Origin of the sequence: Rhizobacter terrae, from assembly GCF_003852895.1 — a bacterium.
GTDB lineage: Bacteria > Pseudomonadota > Gammaproteobacteria > Burkholderiales > Burkholderiaceae_C > Albitalea > Albitalea terrae.
Genome location: NZ_QUSW01000005.1, coordinates 491,487 through 515,248, shown reverse-complemented (window position 1 = coordinate 515,248; position 23,762 = coordinate 491,487). Strand labels below are relative to the sequence as shown.

22 protein-coding genes are annotated in these 23,762 nt (G+C 66.8%); 10 read left to right on the top strand and 12 right to left on the bottom strand.

Annotated elements, in window-relative coordinates; genetic code table 11:
* The first annotated feature begins 150 nt into the window (after positions 1-150).
* The 6 genes from DZC73_RS30045 (at position 151) to DZC73_RS19970 (ending at position 7,335) form a co-directional block, all read left to right on the top strand.
* Positions 151-1,818 carry a carbohydrate-binding protein gene (locus DZC73_RS30045; RefSeq protein WP_198414899.1) on the top strand — a complete coding sequence of 556 codons (1,668 nt, stop codon included), beginning with the start codon at positions 151-153 and terminating at the stop codon, positions 1,816-1,818.
* A gap of 212 nt (positions 1,819-2,030) precedes the next feature.
* Positions 2,031-2,759: an SDR family oxidoreductase gene (locus tag DZC73_RS19990; protein ID WP_124542120.1), complete on the top strand. Its 729-nt coding sequence runs from the start codon at positions 2,031-2,033 to the stop codon at positions 2,757-2,759.
* A 10-nt stretch (positions 2,760-2,769) separates the two neighbouring features.
* Complete coding sequence (locus DZC73_RS19985; RefSeq protein WP_124542119.1) at positions 2,770-3,708, top strand: AraC family transcriptional regulator; 939 nt, start codon at positions 2,770-2,772, stop codon at positions 3,706-3,708.
* Between the two features lie 84 nt (positions 3,709-3,792).
* A complete protein-coding gene (locus DZC73_RS19980; RefSeq protein WP_124542118.1) occupies positions 3,793-4,710 on the top strand; it encodes a MurR/RpiR family transcriptional regulator in 918 nt (305 codons plus the stop codon).
* 207 nt (positions 4,711-4,917) lie between these two features.
* On the top strand, positions 4,918-6,054 hold the full coding sequence (locus DZC73_RS19975; protein WP_124542117.1) for a porin: 1,137 nt from the start codon (positions 4,918-4,920) through the stop codon (positions 6,052-6,054).
* 42 nt (positions 6,055-6,096) lie between these two features.
* Positions 6,097-7,335, top strand: a complete 1,239-nt coding sequence (locus tag DZC73_RS19970; protein WP_124542116.1) for a lactonase family protein — start codon at positions 6,097-6,099, stop codon at positions 7,333-7,335.
* A gap of 47 nt (positions 7,336-7,382) precedes the next feature.
* On the opposite strand, the gene DZC73_RS19965 is transcribed toward DZC73_RS19970, so the two are convergent.
* The 11 genes from DZC73_RS19965 to DZC73_RS19915 all read right to left on the bottom strand — a co-directional run bounded on the left by DZC73_RS19965 (position 7,383) and on the right by DZC73_RS19915 (position 19,579).
* Positions 7,383-8,624, bottom strand: coding sequence for a DUF5666 domain-containing protein (locus DZC73_RS19965; protein WP_124542115.1), 1,242 nt, complete (start codon positions 8,622-8,624; stop codon positions 7,383-7,385).
* 10 nt (positions 8,625-8,634) lie between these two features.
* Complete coding sequence (locus tag DZC73_RS19960) at positions 8,635-9,492, bottom strand: DUF6502 family protein (protein WP_124542114.1); 858 nt, start codon at positions 9,490-9,492, stop codon at positions 8,635-8,637.
* 156 nt (positions 9,493-9,648) lie between these two features.
* Entirely contained in the window at positions 9,649-10,581 is a 933-nt protein-coding gene (locus tag DZC73_RS19955; RefSeq protein ID WP_124542113.1) for a sugar kinase, read from the bottom strand.
* Positions 10,578-12,050: an N-acyl-D-amino-acid deacylase family protein gene (locus tag DZC73_RS19950; protein ID WP_124542112.1), complete on the bottom strand. Its 1,473-nt coding sequence runs from the start codon at positions 12,048-12,050 to the stop codon at positions 10,578-10,580. Before DZC73_RS19950 ends, DZC73_RS19955 begins: the two co-directional genes overlap by 4 nt.
* The gene (locus tag DZC73_RS19945; RefSeq protein ID WP_124542111.1) at positions 12,047-12,955 is read right to left on the bottom strand and encodes a MurR/RpiR family transcriptional regulator; all 909 of its coding nucleotides are present in this window, start codon (positions 12,953-12,955) and stop codon (positions 12,047-12,049) included. The genes DZC73_RS19950 and DZC73_RS19945 overlap by 4 nt, the downstream gene beginning before the upstream one ends.
* A 12-nt stretch (positions 12,956-12,967) precedes the next feature.
* Positions 12,968-14,251, bottom strand: coding sequence for an amino acid deaminase (locus DZC73_RS19940; protein ID WP_124542110.1), 1,284 nt, complete (start codon positions 14,249-14,251; stop codon positions 12,968-12,970).
* On the bottom strand, positions 14,248-15,249 hold the full coding sequence (locus tag DZC73_RS19935) for an ABC transporter ATP-binding protein (protein ID WP_124542109.1): 1,002 nt from the start codon (positions 15,247-15,249) through the stop codon (positions 14,248-14,250). The genes DZC73_RS19940 and DZC73_RS19935 overlap by 4 nt, the downstream gene beginning before the upstream one ends.
* Positions 15,246-16,292, bottom strand: coding sequence for an ABC transporter ATP-binding protein (locus DZC73_RS19930; RefSeq protein ID WP_235835207.1), 1,047 nt, complete (start codon positions 16,290-16,292; stop codon positions 15,246-15,248). The genes DZC73_RS19935 and DZC73_RS19930 overlap by 4 nt, the downstream gene beginning before the upstream one ends.
* 3 nt (positions 16,293-16,295) lie before the next feature.
* Positions 16,296-17,135 (bottom strand): ABC transporter permease, encoded by an 840-nt coding sequence (locus tag DZC73_RS19925; RefSeq protein ID WP_124542108.1) that lies wholly within the window; start codon positions 17,133-17,135, stop codon positions 16,296-16,298.
* Between the two features lie 8 nt (positions 17,136-17,143).
* Positions 17,144-18,085 carry an ABC transporter permease gene (locus tag DZC73_RS19920; protein WP_124542107.1) on the bottom strand — a complete coding sequence of 314 codons (942 nt, stop codon included), beginning with the start codon at positions 18,083-18,085 and terminating at the stop codon, positions 17,144-17,146.
* A gap of 3 nt (positions 18,086-18,088) precedes the next feature.
* Positions 18,089-19,579, bottom strand: coding sequence for an ABC transporter substrate-binding protein (locus DZC73_RS19915; RefSeq protein WP_235835206.1), 1,491 nt, complete (start codon positions 19,577-19,579; stop codon positions 18,089-18,091).
* A gap of 210 nt (positions 19,580-19,789) precedes the next feature.
* On the opposite strand from DZC73_RS19915, the gene DZC73_RS19910 reads away from it, so the two are divergent.
* Genes DZC73_RS19910 through DZC73_RS19900 form a run of 3 tightly spaced genes read left to right on the top strand, consistent with a single transcriptional unit; the run spans position 19,790 to position 21,823 of the window.
* A complete protein-coding gene (locus DZC73_RS19910; RefSeq protein WP_124542105.1) occupies positions 19,790-20,191 on the top strand; it encodes a RidA family protein in 402 nt (133 codons plus the stop codon).
* 38 nt (positions 20,192-20,229) lie between these two features.
* Positions 20,230-20,580 carry a helix-turn-helix domain-containing protein gene (locus tag DZC73_RS19905; RefSeq protein ID WP_124542104.1) on the top strand — a complete coding sequence of 117 codons (351 nt, stop codon included), beginning with the start codon at positions 20,230-20,232 and terminating at the stop codon, positions 20,578-20,580.
* On the top strand, positions 20,570-21,823 hold the full coding sequence (locus DZC73_RS19900) for a type II toxin-antitoxin system HipA family toxin (RefSeq protein ID WP_124542103.1): 1,254 nt from the start codon (positions 20,570-20,572) through the stop codon (positions 21,821-21,823). The genes DZC73_RS19905 and DZC73_RS19900 overlap by 11 nt, the downstream gene beginning before the upstream one ends.
* Here the strand turns inward: DZC73_RS19900 and DZC73_RS19895 are convergent.
* On the bottom strand, positions 21,818-22,648 hold the full coding sequence (locus tag DZC73_RS19895; protein ID WP_124542102.1) for an AraC family transcriptional regulator: 831 nt from the start codon (positions 22,646-22,648) through the stop codon (positions 21,818-21,820). The genes DZC73_RS19900 and DZC73_RS19895 overlap by 6 nt on opposite strands.
* Before the next feature lie 130 nt (positions 22,649-22,778).
* Here DZC73_RS19895 and DZC73_RS19890 point away from each other — a divergent pair, with 130 nt between their 5' ends.
* Positions 22,779-23,723 carry an alpha/beta fold hydrolase gene (locus DZC73_RS19890; protein ID WP_124542101.1) on the top strand — a complete coding sequence of 315 codons (945 nt, stop codon included), beginning with the start codon at positions 22,779-22,781 and terminating at the stop codon, positions 23,721-23,723.
* The last annotated feature ends 39 nt before the right edge of the window (positions 23,724-23,762 follow it).

Genomic DNA, 23,762 nt, shown 5'->3' with positions numbered 1-23,762 from the left:
GCTTTTCCTCGACAGCGCAACAGCCTGTTGCAATCGATTCAGCGCGGCAGGGGCTGAATCAGGGAAAGCCATGAAACCGGTTCCAGAAATCGATTTCAGAATTGGCCGTTTTTCGCACAACTGGACATAACCACCTTGAGGGAACACGCCATGAGACTGCCCGTCACGCTCCCGCGCACCGCGCTGCTTGCCACCCTGGCCCTGTGCTTCGCCGGGAGTGCCCTGGCCCAGACCAAGGTCATCGGCTACATCCCCTCGTACAAGGGCCTTCAGGCCGTGGCCGACCGGACCGATCTGAGCAAGCTCACGCACCTGAACATCGCCTTCGCCAACCCGAACTCGGGCGGCAGTTTCCTGAGCGGCGGCAACCCCGCCTGCATGGAAGCCGCGACCGGCGCGGACATCACCTACGTCGTGCAGAAGGCGCATGCGGCCGGCGTGAAGGTGCTGGTCTCGCTGGCCGGCGGCGTGATTCCTTCGTGCTCGGGCAACTGGCAGAGCCTGCTGCAGCCGGGCAGCCGCGCCACGGTGGTGAACAACCTCGCGCAGTTCGTGAACACCTTCGGGCTGGACGGCGTGGACATCGACATCGAGGGCGCATTGCTCACGTCCATCGACAACGCGGGCAACTACACGCCCTTCATCCAGGGTCTGCGCGGCGCCCTCCCCGGCAAGCTGGTCACGGCAGCCACCGCCACCTATGAAGGCGGGATGATTCCCACCTCCTCACTCGCGTCGTTCGACTTCGTCAACATCATGGCCTACGACGCAGTGGGCCCGGGCTGGGGCACGGTGGGCACCGAGCATTCGCCGTACTCCCTTGCGCAAAGCAACATCGCCACCTGGCAGTCGCGCGGCCTCTCGAAGGACAAGCTCGTGCTGGGCGTGCCCTTCTACGGCTACGGCTTCAACGGCTATGCGGCGTCGTACGGCTTCGCCGACATCGTCAACCAGTTCGGCGCCGCCGCCGCGCAAAGCGACTTGATCGGCACGCTGTGCGCGAGCTGCGGGTACATCACCTACAACGGCATCCCGACCATCAAGGCCAAGACCCGCCTGGCGATGCAGCAGGGCTCGGGCGTGATGATCTGGGAGCTTTCGCAGGACGCCACTGGCGCCAACAGCCTGCTGGCGGCCATCCGGTCCGAGATCGGCACCACCCAGCCCACGGGCGTGGCGAGCGTCTACCAGCATTGCAGCTACGGAGGCTACTCGGCCAACCTCAACGAGGGCAGCTACACCCTGGCCCAGCTGCAGGCGCTGGGCGTGCGCAATGACGACCTGTCGTCGCTGAAGGTGAACGCCGGCTACAAGGTCACGCTGTACGAGGGCGACAACTTCACGGGCCGCAGCGTCACCAAGACCGGCAACACCGACTGCCTGGTGAACGATTCGTTCAACGACATCACCTCCTCCATCGTCGTCTCCAAGAGCTCGTCGGCCTGGACGCTGCAGGTCGAGGCGGAGAACTTCACCAACCAGAGCGGCGTGCAGACCGAAGCCTGCACCGAAGGTGGCCTGAACGTCGGCTGGATCGACGCCGGCGACTGGATGGTCTACGGCAACATCAACTTCCCGAGCACCGGCACCTACCGCGTCGAATACCGCGTGGCCAGCCCGAACGGCTCCACGCTGTCGCTGGACCTGAACGGCGGCAGCATCCAGCTCGGGCAAGTGAGCATTCCGGCCACCGGCGGCTGGCAGAACTGGACCACGGTCTCGCACACCGTGACCATCAATGCCGGCACGTACAACGTCGGGGTCTATGCACCGGCGAGTGGGTGGAACCTGAACTGGATCCGGTTCACCAAGCTGTGAGCGGACGAACACCTGGCACGGCCGGCCGCGCCAGGTGTCTGCTGAAACGAGTGTGGGCGTTCAACCGCCCACCCGGTATGGAATTGCGCACCCGCTAGGGATATCGAGCAGCTCCCGCTGCAATCCAGTACTTGTGTCCGGCCGCAGCGTATCCCCTTCGTCGGCGGTGAAGCCTATCGTTGCATCCCGTTGACGCTTGGACAGGGGAACGCATGTCGATGGAGTTGCAAGGCAAGGTGGCTGTCGTCACCGGAGCGGCTTCGGGGATCGGACTGGCCAGCGCCGAGGCGATGCTGGCCGCGGGCGCCCGCGTCGTGCTGGTCGATCGCGATGCTGCCGCCCTCGCCGCGGTGTGCGGCAGGTATGGCGCCGCGGCGATCCCGCTGGTGATTGACCTGCTAGATGCGACAGCCTGCGCGTCGCTGATACCGCAAGCGCTGGAGGCCGCGGGGCAGATCGACATCCTGCACGCCAATGCCGGCATCTACGTCGGCGGCGACCTGGTCGACGCCGACACTTCGATGATCGACCGCATGCTGAACCTGAACGTCAACGTCGTGATGAAGAACGTGCACGACGTGCTGCCGCACATGATCGGGCGCAAGACCGGCGACATCATCGTGACCAGCTCGCTGGCGGCGCATTTCCCGACACCGTGGGAGCCGGTCTATGCCTCGTCGAAGTGGGCCATCCACTGCTTCGTCCAGACGGTGAGGCGACAGGTCTTCAAGCACGGCATCCGCGTGGGGTCCATCTCGCCCGGCCCGGTCAGCAGTGCCTTGATTGCCGATTGGCCACCACAGAAGCTGCAAGAGGCCAAGGCCTCCAACAGCCTGCTGGAGCCTGGGGAAGTCGCCGAGACGATGATGTTCATGCTGACGCGGCGGCGCGGCATGACGATCCGCGACGTGGTCATGATGCCCACGAACTTCGACCTCTGATGGCCATGACATGCAGCCTCGCGACGCCCACTGGCCGCGCCGGCGCCTGCCGGACCTGGAGCGCGACTTCACCCGCTCGCCGACGCTCGGCTTCGAGCCGCCGGACACCGGCACCGTGCGCTGCCTGGCGCACGGCTTTCCGACGCCCCTGGCGCGGTGGCACGTCCACGACGACTACGAACTGCACCTGATCACCGCGACCTCGGGCAAGGCCTTCGTCGGCGACTGGATCGGACCTTTCCAGCCTGGACACCTGGTGCTCGTCGGCCCACGCCTGCCGCACAACTGGATCTCGGACGACGTGCCGCCGCAAGGCGTCGCCGAGCGCGACCTGGTGATCCACTTCCCGCACGAGCCCATCGTGCAGGCGGCGCAGTACCTGCCCGAGCTGGCGGAGCTGCAGCCGCTGCTCGACCGCGCGCGCTACGGCATCGAGTTCTTCGAGTGCTCGCAACGCGCCCAAGCGCATTGGCATGCCATCAAGCGTGGCAGCGGCGTCGAGCGCTTCGCGGCGTTCTGCGCTTTCCTGGCCGAGCTGTCGCGCTGGTCGGACTACCGGCTGCTGTCCAGCGTGCAGATGGAAGGCGGGTGCGACGACAGTGCAAGCGGCCAGATCAACGCGCTGGTCAACCGCATCATGCGCGACTATGCACAGCCGCTGTCCGCCACCGAACTCGCGGCCGAGCTGGGCATGACCGAGAGTCGCTTCTCGCGCTTCTTCAAGCGCGCCACCGGCAACACCTTCCGCGACTTCGTCAACCGCATCCGCGTGAGTCGCGCCGGCCACCTGCTGATGGAGTCGGACCACCAGATCACCCACATCTGCTACGAGGTCGGGTTCAACAACGTGGCCAACTTCAATCGGCGCTTCCTGGAGGTCAAGGGCGTGACGCCCAGCGAGTTCCGGCGGCAGGCGGTTCAGCGCTTTGGCTCAGGCCGTGTGATGTAAGAAAATTACTCCAAAAAGTCCATATCAGCCCCGTTGACGGCCCATTTGGCCGGCTATAGGATGGTCGAAGTGTAAGGAATATACATGTCGACCTACCCTCGCCTCATGGATCACCTGGCCGCCCAGCTGGAAGAACTGCCCGGCGCGCAGCAAAGCGTGGTGCAGGCCATCCTCGACGATCCGCAAGCCGCTGTCGTCGCCACCGTCGAAGAACTCGCGCACAAGGCGGGCGTCTCCATGCCCACCATCGTGCGCACCTGCCGCGTGTTCGGCTACCCGAGCGTGCGTGAGTTCATGGTCGCGCTGGCGCAGGACGTGGCGCTGGGCGGCTCCTACCTGCACCGCAGCGTCACGCAGGACGACGAGCCGGCTCAGGTGGCCAGCAAGATCCTGTCGGGCGCGACCACCTCGCTGGCGCTGCTGCAACACCAGCTCGACATCAATGCCCTGGTAAGAGCCGCCGATCTCATCGTCGGCGCCGAACGCGTGGACTGCTATTCCGCCGGCGCCACCTCGTCCTTCATCAGCAGCGACCTGCAGAACCGCCTGTTCCGCCTGGGCCTGCAGTCGAATTCGTTTTCCGATGCGCACCTGCAGCTCATCTCCGCGAGCACGCTGGGGCCCAAGGGCGTGGCCTTCGCGGTGTCGCATGTGGGCCGCATGCCCTACCTGCTCGAAGCCGCGCGCTTCGCACGCTCGCAGGGCGCGAAGGTCATTGCATTGACGGAACCGCGCACACCGCTGGCCGAAGAGGCCGATGTGCTGCTGGGCGTCTCGGTCCCGCAGGACGCCGTCATGCGCGTGGGCACCGAGGCCTACGTCGCTCACTTGATGACGATCGAAATCGTCACCGTGCTGGTCGCGCAGCGCCTGGGTCCCCGGGCCGCGACGCGATTGCAGCAGTTCAAGCACGTGCTGGAGGAGCACGGCATCGACAGCGCCTCGCACTCGGCCGTGTCATGGTCGTGGTCCAAGGCCGAGCGCGACGGAGAGGGGGCCTGATGCAGCACCACCCGCGACGAAGACCATAGCCCGCAAGGGCGGTTCCCCATGAGCTGATGCAACGCCCCTCGCACGAGGGGCGCGGGGGACTGCTTTTCCAGAAAAACACCGCACCCTGGACGCGATGGACGGCCGTGCAGGGCGTGGACAGGTGCGCCCATTCGGCACCGCACCGAACCAACCACTGCCGTCCAAGGAGAGTCGGAAATGAAGCGTCTGGCCTTGACGGCCTTCGGTTGCCTGTGGGCATCCATCGGCAATGCGCAATCGAGCGTGGTCGTGTATGGCGTGTTTGACACCGCCATGCGCTACACCACCAACGCCGCGGCGAACGGTGCGAGGAAGATCTCCGTGGACGGAGGATTGATCCAGGGTTCGCGCCTGGGTTTTCGCGGAACGGAAGACATCGGCGGCGGACTCAAGGCCGCGTTCATGCTCGAGTCCGGCTTCAGTCCCGATGCCGGCACCCTCGGCCAGCAAGGCCAGATGTGGGGCCGACAGGCCTGGGTCTCGCTGCAGGACAACTGGGGCAGCATCACTGCGGGTCGGCAGTTCGGCATCGGCTTCGACACGCTGGGTTCCTTCGACCCCTATGGCGTGGGCAACCACTCGGCCATCAGCTGGCATGCGGACCTGGTGGGCGTGCGCTTCGACAACACCGTGAAGTACCGCAACAGCTTCGGGCCGGTGAGTGTGTCGGCGGCCTACAGCTTCGGCGAGCAGTCGGGCAACGCGAGCAAGGGCCGCACGGCCGGCATGGCCGCCGGGTTCGCGGGCAGCAACTACACCCTGGTTGCCATGGCGCAGCAAAGCGTGGACATCAACGAACACAAGGCCGTGGCCTGGGCGGCCGGCGGCACCGCGCAACTGGGTGCGACCAAGCTGTTCGGCGGCTACGTGCACAACCATCGCGACCAGGGCTTCGCGGTCTGCGGCAGCAACAACGCGGCATCGATCGGCAGCACGCCCGCGGCCTGCCAGTTGCCGAGCGCGGCCGCCAATCCCAACGGGATCAACGGGCCGCTGTCCAACACGGGCTTGCGCGCAGGCCCGGCCGGGGCGGATGCGAAGACGGGTCTCGTCGTGCTGGGCGCCACCTGGCAATCCGCCGGGCCGCTCACGCTCACGGCCGGCTTCATGGGCGAGAACAACCAGGTGCAAACGCCCGCCGCGCCCGCAGGCCACCGCCGCACCTTCTATGGCGTGGCCGACTACTACTTCTCCAAGCGCACCGACGCGTACGCGTCCCTGGACCATGACCGCCGCAGCGGCGCTTATGCCGGCGCCTACAGCGGGCAGGACACGCAGACCGGCCTGATGCTGGGCCTGCGGCATCGCTTCTAGGCAGTCCGAGTTCAACCCGTTGAAATCCGAAAGGAGTTCGTGATGAGCGATCGTGAATCGAGTGCGTCCGCCGGCAGGCTGTCTCGCCGTGCGCTGCTGAAGGTGGCGGGCATCGGCGCGGGCGGTGCCGCGGCCATCAGCCTGGGCCTGGCGAGGGCGGGCGGTGGCAGCACCATCGCCTTCATCGGCACCTATGGGCCGCATGGGCAGGGCATCTACCGCTGCAGGCTGGATGCTGCGTCGGGCCGGCTCGGCCAGGCCGAGCTGGCGGCCAAGGCGTCCAACCCTTCGTGGCTCACGCTGGACCGCACGCGGCGCGTGCTCTACGCCTGCAACGAAACCTCGGATTTCAACGGCACCAAGACCGGATCGGTGAGCGCCTATGCCGTGCAGGCGGGTGGCAACCTGCAGTTGCTCAACACCGTCAGCTCCGGCGGCGGTGGCCCTGTTCACCTGAGCCTGCACCCGAGCGGGCACTTCGCCTTCGTCGCCAACTACGACGGCGGCAACGTGGCCGTGTTTCCCCTGGCGCCCGACGGCAGCCTGCTCGCAGCGAGCGACGTGCAGGACGACGTTCACGCCTGCAAGCCCGCGGACTGCACGGTCGGGCCGGAGAAGGCCGAGAACGGGCCACCGGGCAGCTTTGCCATCAGCGGGCACGATGCGCCGCATGCACACATGGTGCAAAGCGACCCGAGCGGCCGCTTCGTCATCGCCAATGACCTCGGGCTGGACCGCACCATCGTCTGGTCCTTCGATGCAACGCGAGGCCTGCTCTCGCGGCCACGCACCACGCCCTCGTCGGCCGGCGCCGGGCCGCGCCACTTCGCCTTCCATCCCGGCGGGCGCTGGCTCTACTCGCTCAACGAAGAATCCTCGACCCTGTGCGTGATGAGCTACGACCCGGCCATCGGCAGCCTGAGCGTGGAGCAGGAGGTATCGGCGCTGCCGTCGCGCTTCGCCGGCACGAGCTTCGCATCGGAGGTCATCGTCTCGCCGACGGGCCGGCACCTGTACTGCCTGAACCGGCTGCACGATTCGATCTCCATCTTCGCCATCGATGGGCAGTCTGGCCAGGTTCGTTTCGTGGACGAGGAATGGACCCGCGGCTCCTACCCGCGCAGTTGCAGCTTCGATCCGTCGGGCCAGTTCCTGTATGTGTGCAACCAGCGCAGCGACCACGTCAGCGCATTCCGTGCCGGCGGGGATGGGCGGCTGAACTTCACGGGGCACTACGCTGCAGTCGGAACGCCAGCCGCAATTGCGTTTGCGGCCGGCTAGCGCCTTGAAGCATGAATGGCGAACGGGTCCGGTCTCGTGCCTTGTCGCTATCGCTCGAACTTGATGCGAGTGGCCACCACCCCGGCACCATCGGCAGCCAGACTGCCTCGCACTTCCACGCTGGCTCCAACCACCAGGCCCGCGGCAGTTCCGCCATCGATGCGGGTGGTGTCGTCGAACGACACGGTCTGGCCACGAAGCGTGAAGGTGTGGGCCAAGGCATCGGCACTGTTGATCGTGCCGTGAAGTTCGATCTCGAGGTCATCGCCATCATGCAGCTTGAACTCGATCCGAGTGGCGGTCAGCACACCATTGGCCGTGGTTCCGTGCACCTCCAGCCGCACACCGTTGGCGATGGCCGCAGCGTTGCCGTTGTCAAAGCTCACACCGGCACTGCTGGCGTCGACGCTGATGCCACCGACGTTGAAATTCGACAAGCTCACGAAATCAGTGACGATGCCCTCGACTTCGCTTCGCGCAGAGTCCGGTACCGCGCGCTTTCCGGAGCGCACGCTAGTGGCAATCCAAATGCCTGACTGCTGCGAAGTCTGGAGTTGGACCCGCACCACCACACCATCGGCCAGCGCAGGCAGGTTGACCGCCGCAATCGCACCGTAACCGATGGTGGCGCTGCCAATCTTGAAGGTCTTTGCCGTTGTGTCCAGGGCAGTGATCGTGCCGCGCAGCTTGAACTGTGCAAGACCGGACTTCGCCTCCAGGCGTGTCGCCTTCAGCACCTGAGTGCTCCCATCGACGAGTGCGAAGACTTCCACCTGGGCGCCAACACTCAAGCCGGTCAGCCCGCCAGTGATGCCGTCGAACACGGTGGCGGCATCCACCACCACCGATTGCCCAAGGACCGTGAGCGTTCCCGCCGCGGCGTCGACCGCCTCCACTGGACCCTTCACCTCGCTATGGAACTGAATCGCGCTGGCAGACGCACTGGATGCCCCACTCGTGGAATCAGTGCTCACCGTCCCGCCTTGCACATCAACCGTCATGCCCAGCTTGAGTTCGGTGCGGTCATGTGTGGCGTCATCGTCGTCGCTGACACGGGCCGTGCTGTCATCAAAGCGCACCCCATTGACGATCACCGAACCGAACCCCGATATCCGTCCAGAAGAAAACGACAGTGGTGCGCCGGTGCCTCCGGTGCCCACCGACTCGCCGCCACCACCACAGCCGGCCAGGATCGCCGCCACGCAGGTGACGGCGGCGGCGACCTGCCGCCAATGACGAAGGGACGAAGTCTCGCCGCCGCGCGTGAGTGAAGAATGAGAGGAATGCATGAGGTCTCCTTCAGGGGTTCGCGGCGGACTCAACAGCCGCTGTGGTCGATTCAGAATAGGCGTACAGGCCAATGCGGATGCGGCCGTTCTGCGGGCGGCCCGCCTTGCGGTCCGCCTCGATGAGTTCATTCAGCACCGGCACCAACGCCCGCACCAGGGATTGCCATTGCTGGTCCACCAGAGGCCGCACCGCCCGCAGCGAGTGGGCAGAGAGTTCGTCCGCGAACAACGCCTGCTCCAGATGCTCGCCAGGGCGTCGCAACACGTTTTCCGCTGCCGCACGCAAGTGGTCCCCGACGTTGTCTCCCAGGAATCCGAACATCTGGCGCTCATCGGTCGAGGGGACAAAGGTGTCGCGCAGCAACTCCACCACATCACTGGCCTCGTCAAGGCGCGCGAGACCGAGCCGACAAAGCTCGTCGAGATGCGTGCGTGGCTTGACGTCCTTGCTCACCGACTCGGCGAGCGATTGAAAGCTGGGGTGTTGCCCGGTTCGGGCCAGACGCCGCCGCGGACCGGACTTGTCGCCAAAGCGGGGGTCGGTCAGCCACCGCACGAAGATCTCACTCGCATGAGACTTTCGGGTGGGTGCCGCCTGCACCAAGGACATGAGCCGGCTCACCTCCCGGCGACTAAGACCCGTGGCGGCACTGACATGGCTGACGGACGGCGGCTCGCCCGCCGATTGGCGCTTCACATCGACGGCAGCGTCCGTGAAGGCCGCCTTCACGAGCTCTTCGACTTCGCCGTAGGACACGCCGCGTGCCACTGCCAACATCGCCAGCGGCGAGATCACTTGCCGAAGAGCGTCGAGGACGGCCACGGAATCGACGACGGGTTCGGCGAGGGAAGGCGGAATCGCGGCCATGCACGTTCTCCTGGTGATTCCCAGGCTTACGCACCAGCCCGTGTGCAAATTGCACACGCCCCGTCAAAATTGTGTCAACCAGTAACCTATCTGGCGGCAAACCTCGCCACTCAAAGTTCAACCCCTTGTTCCCGCCGGGCTGGTCGCGGCCCATATTCAGTCGGCAACCGGGGCTTCCAACAGTGGCTCGATCTCCGGCCAGCGAGGCAATGGCGCGATCGCGCCGTAGCCCTGTGTACTCAACGCCGCGGCGATATTGGCGACGCGGACTGCCTGCCGCAGATCGTCGCCAGCACACAGCCGCGCGAGGCAGGCACCTGCAAAGCAGTCCCCTGCACCTGTCGCATCCACCGGCTGCACGCGATGGGGCGGAACCTTCATCACCGAACCACCTTCCGAGACAACGCTCCCCTGGGCTCCGAGCTTGAGCACCACGGTCCTGGCGCCGTGCACGTGCGACCAGTCCACGATGTCGCGGACCTGGGTCAGTCCCGTCAGCAGCGCAACCTCGTCCACGCTCGGAAAGAAGATGTCGCACAGCGGCAGCGTTTCCAGCAGCGCCTGCAGGGCGCGCTCGGCCGTCCACAGGCGCGGACGGAAGTTGAGATCGAAGCTGACGCGCGTGCCGGCGGAGCGCGCCATGCGCATGGCTTCGGACACGGTGGCGCGCGCCGATTCGCTGATGGCTTGCGAAATGCCGGAGCAATGCAGGAACTTCGCCGCCGCGACGCCGCGAAGATCGATCTCGCCGGGGCTCATGCGGCTGGCGGCGCTGCCGCTGCGCCGGTAGGTGAACTGATGGCCTTCGGCGCCATGGGTGACGAAGTACAGGCCGGTATCCGCGCCCTGCACCACCCTCACGCCACTCACATCCACGCCCTCGCGCTGCCACATCTGCATCAGCTGCATGCCAAAGCTGTCGTCGCCGACCTGCGTCATGTAGGCCGTGCGGGCGCCAAGCCGGGCAGCGGCGACGGCGCAGTTGGAGGTGTCGCCGCCGAAGCCGGCACGGTAGGCGGTCGGGTCCGCGCGGTCCTGGTTGAATTCGACCAGGGGCTCACCGAGCGCAACGATGTCGAGCGTCTTCATGTTGTCGATGAGCCTCTTCGCCGGAGCATGTGGCCGGCGCGCTGTTCGATGCGCGCATGGCCTTCCTGGTAGGTGAGCACGCCGTTCACGAACACCTTCTCGATGCCGCGCGCCGGACTCACCGGCTTGTCATAGGTCGCGGTGTCCTGCACGCGCTGCGGGTCGAAGACAACCACGTCGGCGTGGAAGCCTGCTTTCAGCAGCCCTCGCTGCGCCAGCCTGAACTGCCCGGCAGACAGGCCGGTCATCTTGTGCACCGCGGTCTCCAGGCTGAAGTTGCCGCGCTCACGCCAATGGTGGGCCAGCACCCGCGGGAACGCACCCCACAGCCGTGGGTGCGGATGGCTGTCATGCGGCAGGCCATCCGAGCCGACCATGGTCAGCCGATGCGACAGGATGCGTTCGACATCGTCCTCCTGCATCTGGAAATAGCAGGCGCCGCCCGGCTGCAGGCGGCGGCAGGCTTCCTGCAGGTCCACCCGCCATTCCTCGGCGATGTCCGCCAGCATGCGGCCCGACATCTGAGGATGCGGCGTCGACCAGGTGACCAGCACGTCGATGATTCCGTCCACCAGGTCCTCGCGCAGCACGGTGGAGCCCGCGAGGTAGGGGTAGGCATCCAGCGCGATCGGCTGGCGCTGCGACAAGGCATCCACGAAAGCCAGTGTCTGCAGCGAGCGGCCCCAGTTCGCGGGTCCGGCGCACTTGTGATGGGAGATCACCAGCGGCACGCCGGCCTCGAGCGCGGTGTCGGACGCCTCCACCATCGCCTCGAGGATGGCCGCCATCTCGTCGCGCAGGTGGCTGGTGTAGACGCCGCCATGCCGTGCGACGACGCGCGCCAGCGCCAGCACCTCTTCGCTGGGCGCCGCGTTGGCCGGCTCGTAGAACAGGCCCGACGACAGGCCGAAAGCGCCGAAGGACAGCGCCTCGTCCAGCAGCCCTGCCATGCGCTCGACTTCATCGACCGTCGCCGCGCGATCGAGCTGCGGCATGGCCGCGAAGCGCAAGGTCGTGTGGCCCACCAGTGCCGCCACATTGACCGCAGGGCGGATCTGTTCGACGGCGCGGCCGTAGGCTTCGAACGACGGATAGCGGAAGGTGTCCTGTTGCCCCAGAAGGTTGAGCGGCGGTTCGGGCTCGTCGACAACCAGCGGCGCGAGCGAGATGCCGCAGTTGCCGACGACCACCGTCGTCACGCCCTGCGACACCTTGGGCAGGCACTGCGGCTCGCGCAGCACGAAGGCGTCGTCATGGGTGTGCACGTCGATGAAGCCCGGGGCGATCACCTTGTCCGTGCAGTCCAGCCGCTTCACGTCACCCAGCGACACGCCCGCCGGCAGACGCTGAGCCAGGTTCTCGCCGATCAACGCGATGCGGCCATCCAGCAGCAGCACGTCGCCCACCCACGACGGCCCGCCGGAGCCGTCGACGATCAGGCCCGACTCGAGCAGATGCGCCATGCTCATTCGCCCTCGGTGCCTGCTGCGTCCGCATCGCCCCAGCGCAAGGCGGGGTGATGCGGCGTGTCCAGGCCATGGCGGCCGAGCACTTCGCGCACTTCATGCAAGCGGGCGATGGCGCTGTCGCCCAGGCGCTGGGCCACGAGCACGGTCAGGATCTCGATGACGGTGAAATGCGCCAGGTACGCATCGGTACCAACGTGCATCACCGGATCGTCCGGCACGCGCACGCCCAGCAGCACGTCGCATCGCCTGGCCAGCGGCGTGCCGGGCTGCGTGATGGCCACCACCTTGGCGCCCTGCGCACGGGCCACGTCCACCGCTTCCAGCAGCGAGGGCATGCCGCCCACGTGCGAGATGGCGATGCACACGCCACCGTGGCCGAGCGTCGCGGCCGAGACCAGTTGCAGGTGGTAGTCGGCATAGGCGTTGGAGACGCGGCCCATGCGAAACAGCCGCGCCTGCAAATCAGCGGCGACGAAGCCGGAGGTGGCACCCACCGCGTAGCAGTCCACGCGCGTGGCCGCGGCGATGGCGTCTGCCGCTGCATCCAGGCTCGACGCTTGGAGCTGCCCTTGCACGCCGGCCACGACCAGCGCCGCGCTGCGGGAGATCTTCGACACCACCTGATCCGTCGTGTCATGGAGCTGCACGTGGCGATGCAGGGGCGACCCTGCCACCGCCAGCTCCTGCGCCAGCGCCAGCTTGAAATCGCGCAGCCCGCTGAAGCCCAGGTCGCGGCAGGTGCGCATCACCGTGGGCACCGAACTCGCCGAGCGTTCGGCCAGCGATTCGAAGCTCTCCTCCAGCACGCGCTCGGGGTCCTCGATCATCAGGTCGAGGATCAATCGGCGCGAAGGCGTGGCCTGTGCGCGCAGGTCGGCAATGCGTTGAAGCACTCCACCGGTCATCGTCTGCTGCTCCTAGAAATGCGTCACGATGGCATCGCACACGCGGTACTGCGCGTCGACGATGGGCATCCAGCGCCATTTGTCAAAGGTGGTGCACGGGTGCGAAATGCCCAGGCCCACGCGGTCGCCCACCTGGGGACCGTCGGTTGATTCAGGGTCCCAGCGCAGGTAGGCGTGCTGGTCGTTCAGGCCGCTCACGCGCCAGGCCGCGGGGGCCGGTTGCGGCACGGCCTCGCCACGACGGGCAAACCACACCGGCACGGGGAGATCGAGGTCGAAGGACAGGTCACGCTTGCCCGCGGCCAGGATGGCCAGGCCCGGCTCCGGACACGACTGCACCAGCGCCCACACCTCCAGCGCGCTGCGCAGTCCGTCGGTGCAGCCCAGCCGTGCGTTCACGCTGCTCACGTTGCGCTGGTAGAAGCCGTGGTCATGCGCGATGTAGCAGCCCGAGCGCAGCAGGCCGCGCACCGGCCGCAGCAGCGAGGGCTTCAGGCGCCCGGCGACGAGGTCGAAGACGGCCGAACCGCCGGCCGACACGATCACCTCCGCCGTCTCGAAATACTTCATGGCGTCGCAGCGCAACGCCACTTCCTCCACGCGGTTCATGAGCGATGCCGTCCTGGGCGCGTCGTCCTCCGTCCGGCCGGTGACGCCCAGGCCTTCGTAGCACTCGACGCCCACCAGCCTCAGTGCCGGGCTGGCGTTCACCGCCGCAGCCACCTGCATCGCTTCGTCCACCTCGCGGCAGCCCGTGCGCACCCCACGCACGCCGATTTCCAGCAGCACCTCGAAGGGCGCCACCGATGAACGGCTCTTGTGCCAGCGGTCGATGAGCACGACCTGCTCCAGCGTGTCCACAAGGAACATCACCCGCAGGTCGGCATGGCGCTCGCGCAAGGCGGCCAGCGCCGAGAGGTCCGCCGCATCGACGATCTGGTTCGCGATCAGGCAGCGGCGCGCGCCGGCGGCCACGCCCATCACCACCTGTGCCACGGTGGCGAAGGTCAGTCCCCAGGCACCGGCATCGAGCTGGCGATGGAAGAGCTGGGGCGACATCGTCGTCTTCCCGTGTGGAGCGAGATCCACTCCCTGCCCTTGCGCGAAGGACTGCATCCACCGCAGGTTGTGCTCGAGCTCGTCGCGCCGCAGCACGGCCAGCGGCAGCGGCAGGTCGCCCGCCAGCACGTTCCAGCCGCGGTCGGCGATCTCGCTGGCACGCATGCGCTCCAGCGTCTGCGGGAAGCCCTTGTCGCCAGGGCCGATCCAGGGGTCGATCAAATCGTCGTGGTTCATGATGCCAGTGCCCTCGGCTCGGCCAGTTCCTGATTCCGGATGCAGGCGGAAAACTGCCCGGGTCCCACGCTCTCCAGCACGGGAACGTGCTGCGCGCAGGCGTCGATGGCATGCGGGCAGCGGGTGCGGAACACGCAGCCCGAGGGCGGCGCCACCGGACTCGGGATGTCGCCCTTGAGCGGCACGCGCACGATCTTCGCGGTGGGATCCGGCTTGGGCGATGCGGCCAGCAGGGCCCGCGTGTACGGGTGGCGCGGGGTCGCGAACAGCGTCTTCGTATCCGCCACTTCCATCACCCGCCCGAGGTAAAGCACGATCACGCGGTCGCAAAGATACTCGACGACGTCCAGGTCGTGAGAGATGAACAGCATCGTGAGCAGCAGCCGTTCGCGCAGGTCGCACAGCAGGTTCACCACCTGCGCCTGGATGGACACGTCCAGCGCCGACAAGGGCTCGTCGGCCACGATGAACTCGGGCTGCACGGCCAATGCCCGCGCAATGCCGATGCGCTGCCGCTGGCCGCCGGAGAACTCGTGCGGGAAGCGCTCGGCATGCTCGGGCCGCAGGCCCACCAGGTCCAGCAGCTCGGCAATGCGTCGGTCACGCTCGACGCGCGTGGGTGCGAGGCCATGGGTGTGCAAGGCCTCGCCCAGCGCATCGCGGATGCGCATCTTCGGGTTCAGGCTGGCATACGGGTCCTGGAAGATGATCTGCAGCTTGCTGCGCAGCTTGCGCATCTCGCCGGAGGACAGCGCGAACAGGTCCTGCCCGCGGTACAGCACCTGCCCCGAGGTGCGCTCCACCAGACGAAGCATGGTGCGGCCGATGGTGCTCTTGCCCGAACCCGATTCGCCGACCAGCCCCACCGTCTCGCCGGCGCGGATGGTGAAGGACACGTCGTCCACGGCCCGCACCGGCCGCGCGCCGCTGCCGAACCAGGTCTTCAGGTGGCGCACTTCCAGCAAGGGTGCGATGGGTGATGGAGAGACTGGCTTCATGGTGTGGCAATCGACTGGGGCACGCGCAGGCAGCGCGCCTGGCGCGAGACACCGACGGTCAGCAGCGGCGGCATGCGCTGCTCGCAAGCGCCCATGACCACGTCGCAACGCGGCGCGAAGGCGCAACCCGGTGGCGGTGACGAAGGGCTGGACACCTGGCCGCGGATGGCGAAGAGGCGCCGCGTGGGCCGGCCATCGGCCTCGCGCGAATTGCCCGGCAGGCAGCGCAGCAGGCCTCGCGTGTACGGATGCTGAGGCGTCGCGAACAGCGGCTCCACCGGCGCGGCTTCGACGATGCGCCCCGCATACATCACCGCCACGTCGTGAGCGAAGTGGGCCACGGCGCCGAGGTTGTGCGTGATGAACAGGATGCTCATGCCGGTCTCGCGCTGCAGGCGCTGCATGAGGTCCAGGATCTGCGCCTGGATGGTCACGTCCAGCGCGGTCGTGGGCTCGTCGGCGATGAGGACGGTCGGGTCGCAGGCCATGGCCAGCGCGATCATCACGCGTTGCCGCATGCCGCCCGACAGCTCGTGCGGATAGGCGACCAGCCGTTGCGCCGCGGCAGGAATCTCCACCAGCTCGAGCATGCGGCGTGCGTGCTCCAGCGCGGCGCGGTGGTCCAGGCCCTTGTGCAGCCGAACACTCTCCGCGATCTGCTCGCCCACGGTGAACACCGGGTTCAGGCTGGTCATCGGCTCCTGGAAGATCATGGCCAGTTCGTTGCCGCGCAAGGCACGCAAGCGCTTGGGTGGCAGCGTCAACAGGTCGAGCTGCTGCCCGGTTCGATCGCTGAACAGCGCCTGTCCACCGACCTCGGCCTGCGAGGTGCGCGGCAGCAGGCCCATCAACGTGAGGCTGGTCACCGACTTGCCGGAGCCGGACTCGCCCACCAGGGCCAAGGTGCGGCCAGGATGCAGGTCGAAGTTCACCTCGGCGACGGCCGTCACGCGACCGTCTTCGCTGGCGAAGGTGGTGGACAACTGCCGCACGCTCAATCGCGGCGCGGATTCGGGAAGCTTCGTGGACTCCATGACCGTCATGGCTCAGAGCGCCTTCTTCAGGCGGGGGTCGAGAAGGTCGCGCACGCCATCGCCCACCAGTTGCAGCGACAGCGCGGTGACGATGATGGCCAGCCCCGGGAACAGCACGATCCAGAAGGCCTGGTGTGCGTACTGCTGGCTGCCGGCCACCATCGTGCCCCAGGTGGGAACATCCGGAGGCACGCCGACGCCGAGGAACGAGAGTCCGGCCTCGGCCAGGATGGCATAGGCGAAGATGAACGAGAGCTGCACGAGGATGGGCGACATCAGGTTGGGCAGGATGTGGCGCCACAGGATGCGGAAGGTGTGCACGCCCAGGGCCCGCACCGCCTCGACGAACAGCAGCTCGCGGATCACCAGCGTCGAGGCGCGCACCACCCGGGCCACGCGCGGCGTGTAGACCAGCACCAGCGCGAGCACCACGTTCAGCAGCGTGCCGCCGAAGATGGCGACCAGCGCGATCGCCAGCAGGATGTCGGGCAGCGCCATCATCGCGTCGACCACGCGCATCAGTGGCGCGTCGAGCCGGCGAAAGAAACCGGCGGTCAGGCCGATGAGCGAGCCGAAGACGACCGCACCCAGCGAGGTGAGCGCGGCGATGGCCAGCGAGTAGCGCGCGCCGTGGACGATGCGTGCGTACATGTCGCGGCCCAGCTCGTCGGTGCCCATCAGGTGCGCCACGCCAGGTGCCTGCAGGCGCGAGAGCACGGCCGTGTCATTGGGGTCGTAGCTGCTCACCCAGGGTGCAGCCAGGGCCAGCACCGCCACCACGGCCAACAGGGCACCGGCCACCAGCACGACAGGCCGGCGCATCAGGCGTCGCAGGGTCAAGGGAAGTTTCATGCCTCGGCTCAGAGCTTCACGCGCGGGTCGACCAACAGGTACAGCAGGTCCACCAGCAGGTTGATGAGAACGTAGATGGCCGCCACGACCAGCAGCGCGCCCTGGATGACGGGGTAGTCGCGCCGCAGCACCGCATTCACGACCAGGCTGCCCACACCGGGCAGGCCGAACACCGTTTCAGTGACGACGGCGCCGCCGATCATCAGCGCGACCGTCAGGCCGATCACCGTGACGATGGGGACCAGCGCATTGCGCAGCGCATGCTTGAGCACCACGCTTCGCTCCGGCAGGCCTTTGGAGCGTGCGGTGCGCACGTAGTCTTCTTCCAGCACTTCGAGCATCGCCGCGCGGGTGAAGCGGATCACCAGTGCCGAGTTGAGCAAGCCCAGCACGCAGGCCGGCAGCACCAGTGCATGCAGGCGCTCGGCGAGGCCGGCATCGGGCGCGCCATAGCCCGACACCGGGAACCATCCCAGGCCCACCGCGAACACCTGCATGAGCACCAGGCCCATCCAGAAGCTCGGGATGCTCGCGCCCAGCATGGCGATGCCAGTGAAGACATGGTCGGCGAGGCGGCCTCGATACACCGCGGACACCACGCCGCAGGGCACGCCGATCGCCGTGGCGATCAGCACCGCCATCAGCGCGAGCAAGGCGGTGGGCTCGGCACGTTCCATCAGCGCCTGCGTGACCGGCCGCTGCAGGAAGATCGACTGGCCCAGGTTGCCCTGCAGCACCTCGCGCAGCCAGTAGACGAACTGTACCGGCAGCGGCTTGTCCAGCCCGTACTGCACCCGGACGCGGGCGATGTCCTCGGCCGTGGCCTGGTCGCCCAGCAGCACGGCCACCGGGTCGCCCGGCGCAGCGCGCGTGAGCACGAACACGAAGACCGCGACGATGCTCATCACGGCCAGCAGGCCGAGCAGGCGCGAGAGGAAGTGACGGCGCATGCCTCAGGCCTTGACGCGAACGTTCCAGAAGAAGGGCCACACGGTGGGCGAATACCCTTCCACCGCCGGGCTGCGCGCCGACAGGCTGCTGAAGCGGCCGACCACGATGTAGGGCACTTCTTCATACACGAGCTGCTGCACCTTGCCCCACAGCGCGCCGCGCCTGGCGGGGTCGACCTCGTGGTTGAACTCGGCCAGCAGCTTTTCCTTGGCCGGCGTAGCCCACCACCCCGGCGCGCCGTTGCCCAGCTGCGGCGGCGAGAGCATGGGCTCGGGGAACTGCCCCGAGTGCGTGACGTACATGTCCCACAGCTTCGCGTCGTTGCGGCGCTGGACCAGCGTGGCCCAGTCCACCACGTCCAGCTGCGGCTTGAAGCCCGCGCGCTTGAGCTGCTCGGCCATCACCAGGGCCATGTTGTAGTGGAAGTCGTACTGCCGGCTGGTGAGCACGCGGATGGGCTCGCCCTTGTAGCCGGCTTTCTCCGCCAGCTCCTTCGCCTTCGCGGCGTTGCGCAGGTTGTAGCGGTCCCCGCCTGCCATGGAATAGAACGGCGTGCCTTCCGGGAAGTGGTTGGGCAGCACCTGGAAGAAGCGCGTGTCGCCGAAGCCGGCCGCCATCATCTCGCCTTCGCCGATGGCCGTGCTCAGCGCCTGCCGAACGCCCACGTTGGCCATCACGCCCTCCTTCGTGTTGAAAACGAGGTAGGGGAATCCGAAGGACGCGGTACGAATTGGTACCACTTTGCCGCCCGCCTGCTCCAGCCGCGGCAGCGACTCGATGGGCAGCAGGTCGGCGAAGTGATATTGGCCGGCCAGCATGCCTTCGACCCGCGTGTTGGCATTGGGCACGGGCACGAAGCGAAGCTCATCGATGGTCGCTTCGCGGCGGCCGGCGTAGCCGCTGGGTGATTCGCTGCGGGCGCTGTAGCGCTCGAACTTCGACAGCAGGATGTACTGGTCGGGCTTGCGCTCCTTGAAACGGTAAGGCCCGGTTCCGACGTAGTCCTTGAGCGGCGTGGCGATGGATTCCTTCGCCATGATGGCCGCCATGCCCGTGGGCAGCGCCAACTGCGCGAGCAGCGGGGCGTACGGGTTCTTCAGCGCGATGACGACCTTCAGCGGGCCATCGGCCGTGATGCCTTCGACCTCGTTGGCCACGGCCTTGCCGCGCGGCGCCGTTTCCATCCAGCGGCGCAGGCTGGCGATCACGTCATCGGCCGCCAGTTCACGGCCGGAATGGAGCTGGACACCCTTGCGCAGCGGGATCGTGTACTTGCGGCCATCCGCAGCCACGGTGGGCATGGCTTCAGCCAGCATCGGTGCGATGCGCCACTTGCCGTCGAAGGTGTAGAGCGGCTCGTACACGTGCTGCATGATGGTCCCGACCAGGTCGGCCGTCGAGGCCATCGGGTCCAGCGTCTGCGGCTCACCGACCATGGCGAGCGTGAGGTGGCTCTTCGCGCCCTGGGCTTGGGCCACAGGGGCCAGGCCCATCCATCCGACACATGAAGCCGTCGCAAGAAGAAGCTGTCGGCGATCCCAACTGGATGAGGTCATGCTCCACTCCGTTTGAAAAATGATTTCAATATCCGGTGCAAATGGTCGGGTCTTTGCTGGGTGAAATCAAGAAAATACTCCACTAACTTGCAAGGTTAAGTGAAATTGTCTTTCAATTCGATCACTTCAACCATGACGAGAACCCTCATGTCCCTCACCTACTTCGGCGTCCCGCCCGTCACCTCCGATCGCCAGCCCCGCCCTTTCTCGCCCGCCGTCCGCGCCGGAGATTTCGTCTACGTCTCGGGCCAGGTGCCCGCCAACAGCGAGGGAGAGATCGTCTCGGGCGGCATCGAGGTCCAGACCCGGCAGGTGATGGAGAACCTGAAGGCCGTGCTGGCGCTGGCGGGCTGCAGCTTCGAGGATGTGTGCAAGACCACGGTGTGGCTGCAGGATGCACGCGACTTCGGCGCCTTCAACCGGATCTACATGAGCTACCTCGGCCCGCAGGCACCGGCCCGCTCCACCGTGGAGGCTCGGCTGATGGTGGATGCGAAGGTGGAGATCGACATGGTGGCTTACCGCCCGCTGTCGTCCGTGCGACCCTGAATCAAGATTGCTTTATATAAGCATCATAAACGTCCATAATGCGTGTTATGGCACGCACCAATGCCCCAGTTTCCATCGATTCCCCCGCCGTGGCCCAGGCAGCGGCCCTGGGGGCGAGGCTGCGCGTGGCCCGGCAGCGGCGCAGGCTTCGGCTGGAGGACATGGCAGACAAGACCGGCCTGTCGCGCTCGACCATCGAAGCGGTCGAGCGCGGCGCTCTCAGCACATCATTCGGTGCCTACCTGGCTGTGTTGACGGTACTGGGCTTGTCGCGCGAGTTGGACCTTCTCGCCGACCCGGGTCTGGATCGAGATGGGCTGGCCCTGTCGCTGTCGGTCGGCGACAAGCGAGTGCGTGTGAGCCGCAAGGCCGTCGGCAATGACTTCTGAGGCGGCCGTGTATGTCTGGATCTGGCTGCCCGGCTGTCCAGATCCCGTCGTGTGCGGCCGCTTCACCAGGCACAGCCTCGGCAGCGGCGCGCACACCGGCACCTTCGTCTACGGCCAGTCCTACCTCACCCGGCCCCAGGCGCTGGCCATCGATCCCATCGTGCTGCCGCTCAACGAGCAGCCCGTCACGACCACGCATCTGAACGGATGGTTCTCCGTGCTGCAGGACAGCGGGCCCGACGACTGGGGCCGACGCTTGATCGACAGGCTTCACGGACCGCAGGACGACCTGGGCTACCTGCTGCTGTCGCGCGGACAGTCGGTGGGCGCGCTGGGCTTCAGCACCGACCCCGACACACCACCTGCGGGCCATGGCCAGGTTCCGGGCACGTCGAGCCTGAAGCGGCTGATCGACATCCACCGCATCATCGAAGCTGGCGGCGATGTCGACGATGATGATCGCGAGTTGCTGGTGCAAGGCACGTCGGCCGGCGGTGCTCGGCCCAAGACCACCATCGAAGCCGCTGGCAGCTTGTGGCTGGCCAAGTTCCCGAGTGCACGCGACAACGCCGACCTCCCGCCGGTGCCCATCATGGAAGCCACCTTGCTGAGCTTGGCGCAGGAATGCGGAATCCGCGTGCCGGCCCATCGCCTCGTGCGCGTGGGCAAGGCACCCGTTCTGCTCGTAGAGCGCTTCGACCGCGACCAACTGCCCGGGGGTGGCCATGGGCGACGACGCTACGCGAGCGCCAAGACACTGCTGTGGTCACAGCCCGAAGTGCAGATGTATTCGTTCATGGGCTCGTACACCAACCTTGCCAACCGCATGCGCGTCTGGGAACGCACGCCCTCGGCGCACATCCGCGAGCTGTACCAACGCATCGCCTTCAACTGCCTGGTCGGCAACACCGACGACCACGACCGCAACACCGGCTTCGTGGCGAATGAGGACGGGTTCTTCGAGCTGTCACCCGCCTTCGACCTCACGGCGCGACCCGCCACGCGGCGAATGATGCTGGCCATGGCCTTCGGCGCCGAGGGTGCAGCGGTGACCTTGGACAACCTGTTGTCCGAGTCGAACCGGTTCGGTGTCACCGCCGACGAGGCGCAGCACCTGGTTCACGCGCAATGGCAAACCATCAAGGCGTCACTGGTGGACCTGCTCCGCGCCAACGGCTGTGCCGCCAGGACCGCCAAGAGCGCACTGGCCTCGATGCCAGGCCAGGTCTTCTTCAGCTCATAGCGCCTGCGCTTCCTTGCGCCACTCGCGAGGCGACGATCCAGTCTGCGCCCGGAAGGCGCGCGACAGTGCGGCTTCGGTGCCGTACCCCACCTGCGCAGCGATCGTCTTCAACGAATGCCCCTGGCGCAGGAACTTCTGCGCCAGGCCGATGCGCCAGCGCTGCAGGTAGGCGCCGGGCGTCTGCCCCACCGTGTCGCGGAAGGTCGTCGCGAACGACGTGCGAGACATGCCGGCCTGCTCGGCGAGAAGCTCCAGGGACCAGTCCTGTTCCGGCGCCTGGTGCATGGCCACGATGGCACGGCGCAGCTGTTGATGCGCGAGCCCGGCCAGCATGCCGACCCGCACCTGCTGCTGCTCCATCAGCTCGCGCAGCACGTGGATGATGACGACCTCGAACAGGCGGTCCAGCATGGCCTGCCTTCCGCAGTTGGCTGAACCGGCCTCATCGAAGAGTGCCTGCAGCACGGCCTCGCAGGCGGGCACCTGGGCCAGCGGCATGCACACCACGGCAGGCAGTGCAGCCGCGATGGGGTTGGCCGGGCCGCCTTCGAACATCACGTCGGCACAGAGGAAATTCGCGCCCCGCTGCTTGTCCGTGATGAAGCGGTGCGCCATCGGCCGTGGATAGAGCAGCAGGCTCGGCTCGGTGATGCGCCACGCCTTGCGCGAGCCATGCCGCACCTCGACCTTGCCACCGCGGATCAGGTGCAGCTGCCCATACGGTTCGCGCACGCCAAGCGCGTTGCTGCCGCACAAGGTCCCGGTGTGGAAGGTGTGGGCGCTGACCGAGAAGTGGCTCAGCAAGGTGGCCAGGCGATCGACCATGCGATGAACTCCTGATCAATAAACAGGTACGAATTGAGTCTTATCGTACAGGATTCAACGAGACACTCTCTCTGCCGGAAACGGTGAACCCCTTCCCTCCCACGCCCAGACCTGAACAAGGAGAGACCCCATGAACACCATCGCCAAGCTGTTCGTCCTGTCGGCCATGACCGCCGCTGCACTGACCGCCTCCGCCGAGCCGGCCAAAGCCCAGGCCGGCACACGCAGCACCGCCGCGGCCGCGTCCACCTTCATCGCCGCCAAGGACGGCACGCCGCTGTACTACAAGGACTGGGGCCCGAAGAACGGACCCGTCGTGGTGTTCAGCCACGGCTGGCCGCTCGACTCCGACAGCTGGGAGTCGCAGATGCTCTTCTTGGCCGAGCGCGGCTACCGCGTGGTCGCTCACGACCGCCGCGGGCATGGCCGCTCGGGCCAGTCCTGGGAAGGCAACCACATGGACCAGTACGCCGATGACCTGTCGACGGTGATCGAGACGCTGAACCTGAAGAACGCCACGCTCGTGGGCTTCTCCACCGGCGGCGGCGAGGTGGCGCGCTACATCGGCCGCCACGGGACGCAACGGGTCGCCAAGGTCGTGCTGGCGGGCGCGGTGACGCCGATAATGGTCAAGACCGCCGACAACCCCAACGGCGTGCCAATGGAAGTGTTCGACGGGCTGCGCAAGGGGTCTCTGGCGAACCGGTCGCAGCTGTACAAGGACATCGCCAGCGGGCCCTTCTTCGGATTCAACCGGCCCGGCCAGACGGCCTCGCAGGGCCTGATCGATTCGTTCTGGCACCAGGGCATGCTCGCCGGCCACAAGGCGACCTACGATTCCATCAAGGCCTTCTCCGAGACCAACTTCGTCGAGGACCTCAAGCGCATCGACCGGCCCACGCTGGTCATCCACGGGACGGACGACCAGATCGTGCCGATCGAGACGACGGCACGCGCGACCGTCAAGCTGGTCAAGGCTGCCCGCCTCATCGAGTACGCCGGCGGCCCGCACGGCATCACCGATACGCACAAGGATCGACTGAACAACGATCTGCTGGAGTTCATCCGCCGCTGACGAAAACGCCGGCTTTCGGGCCGGCGTTTTTTATGCAGG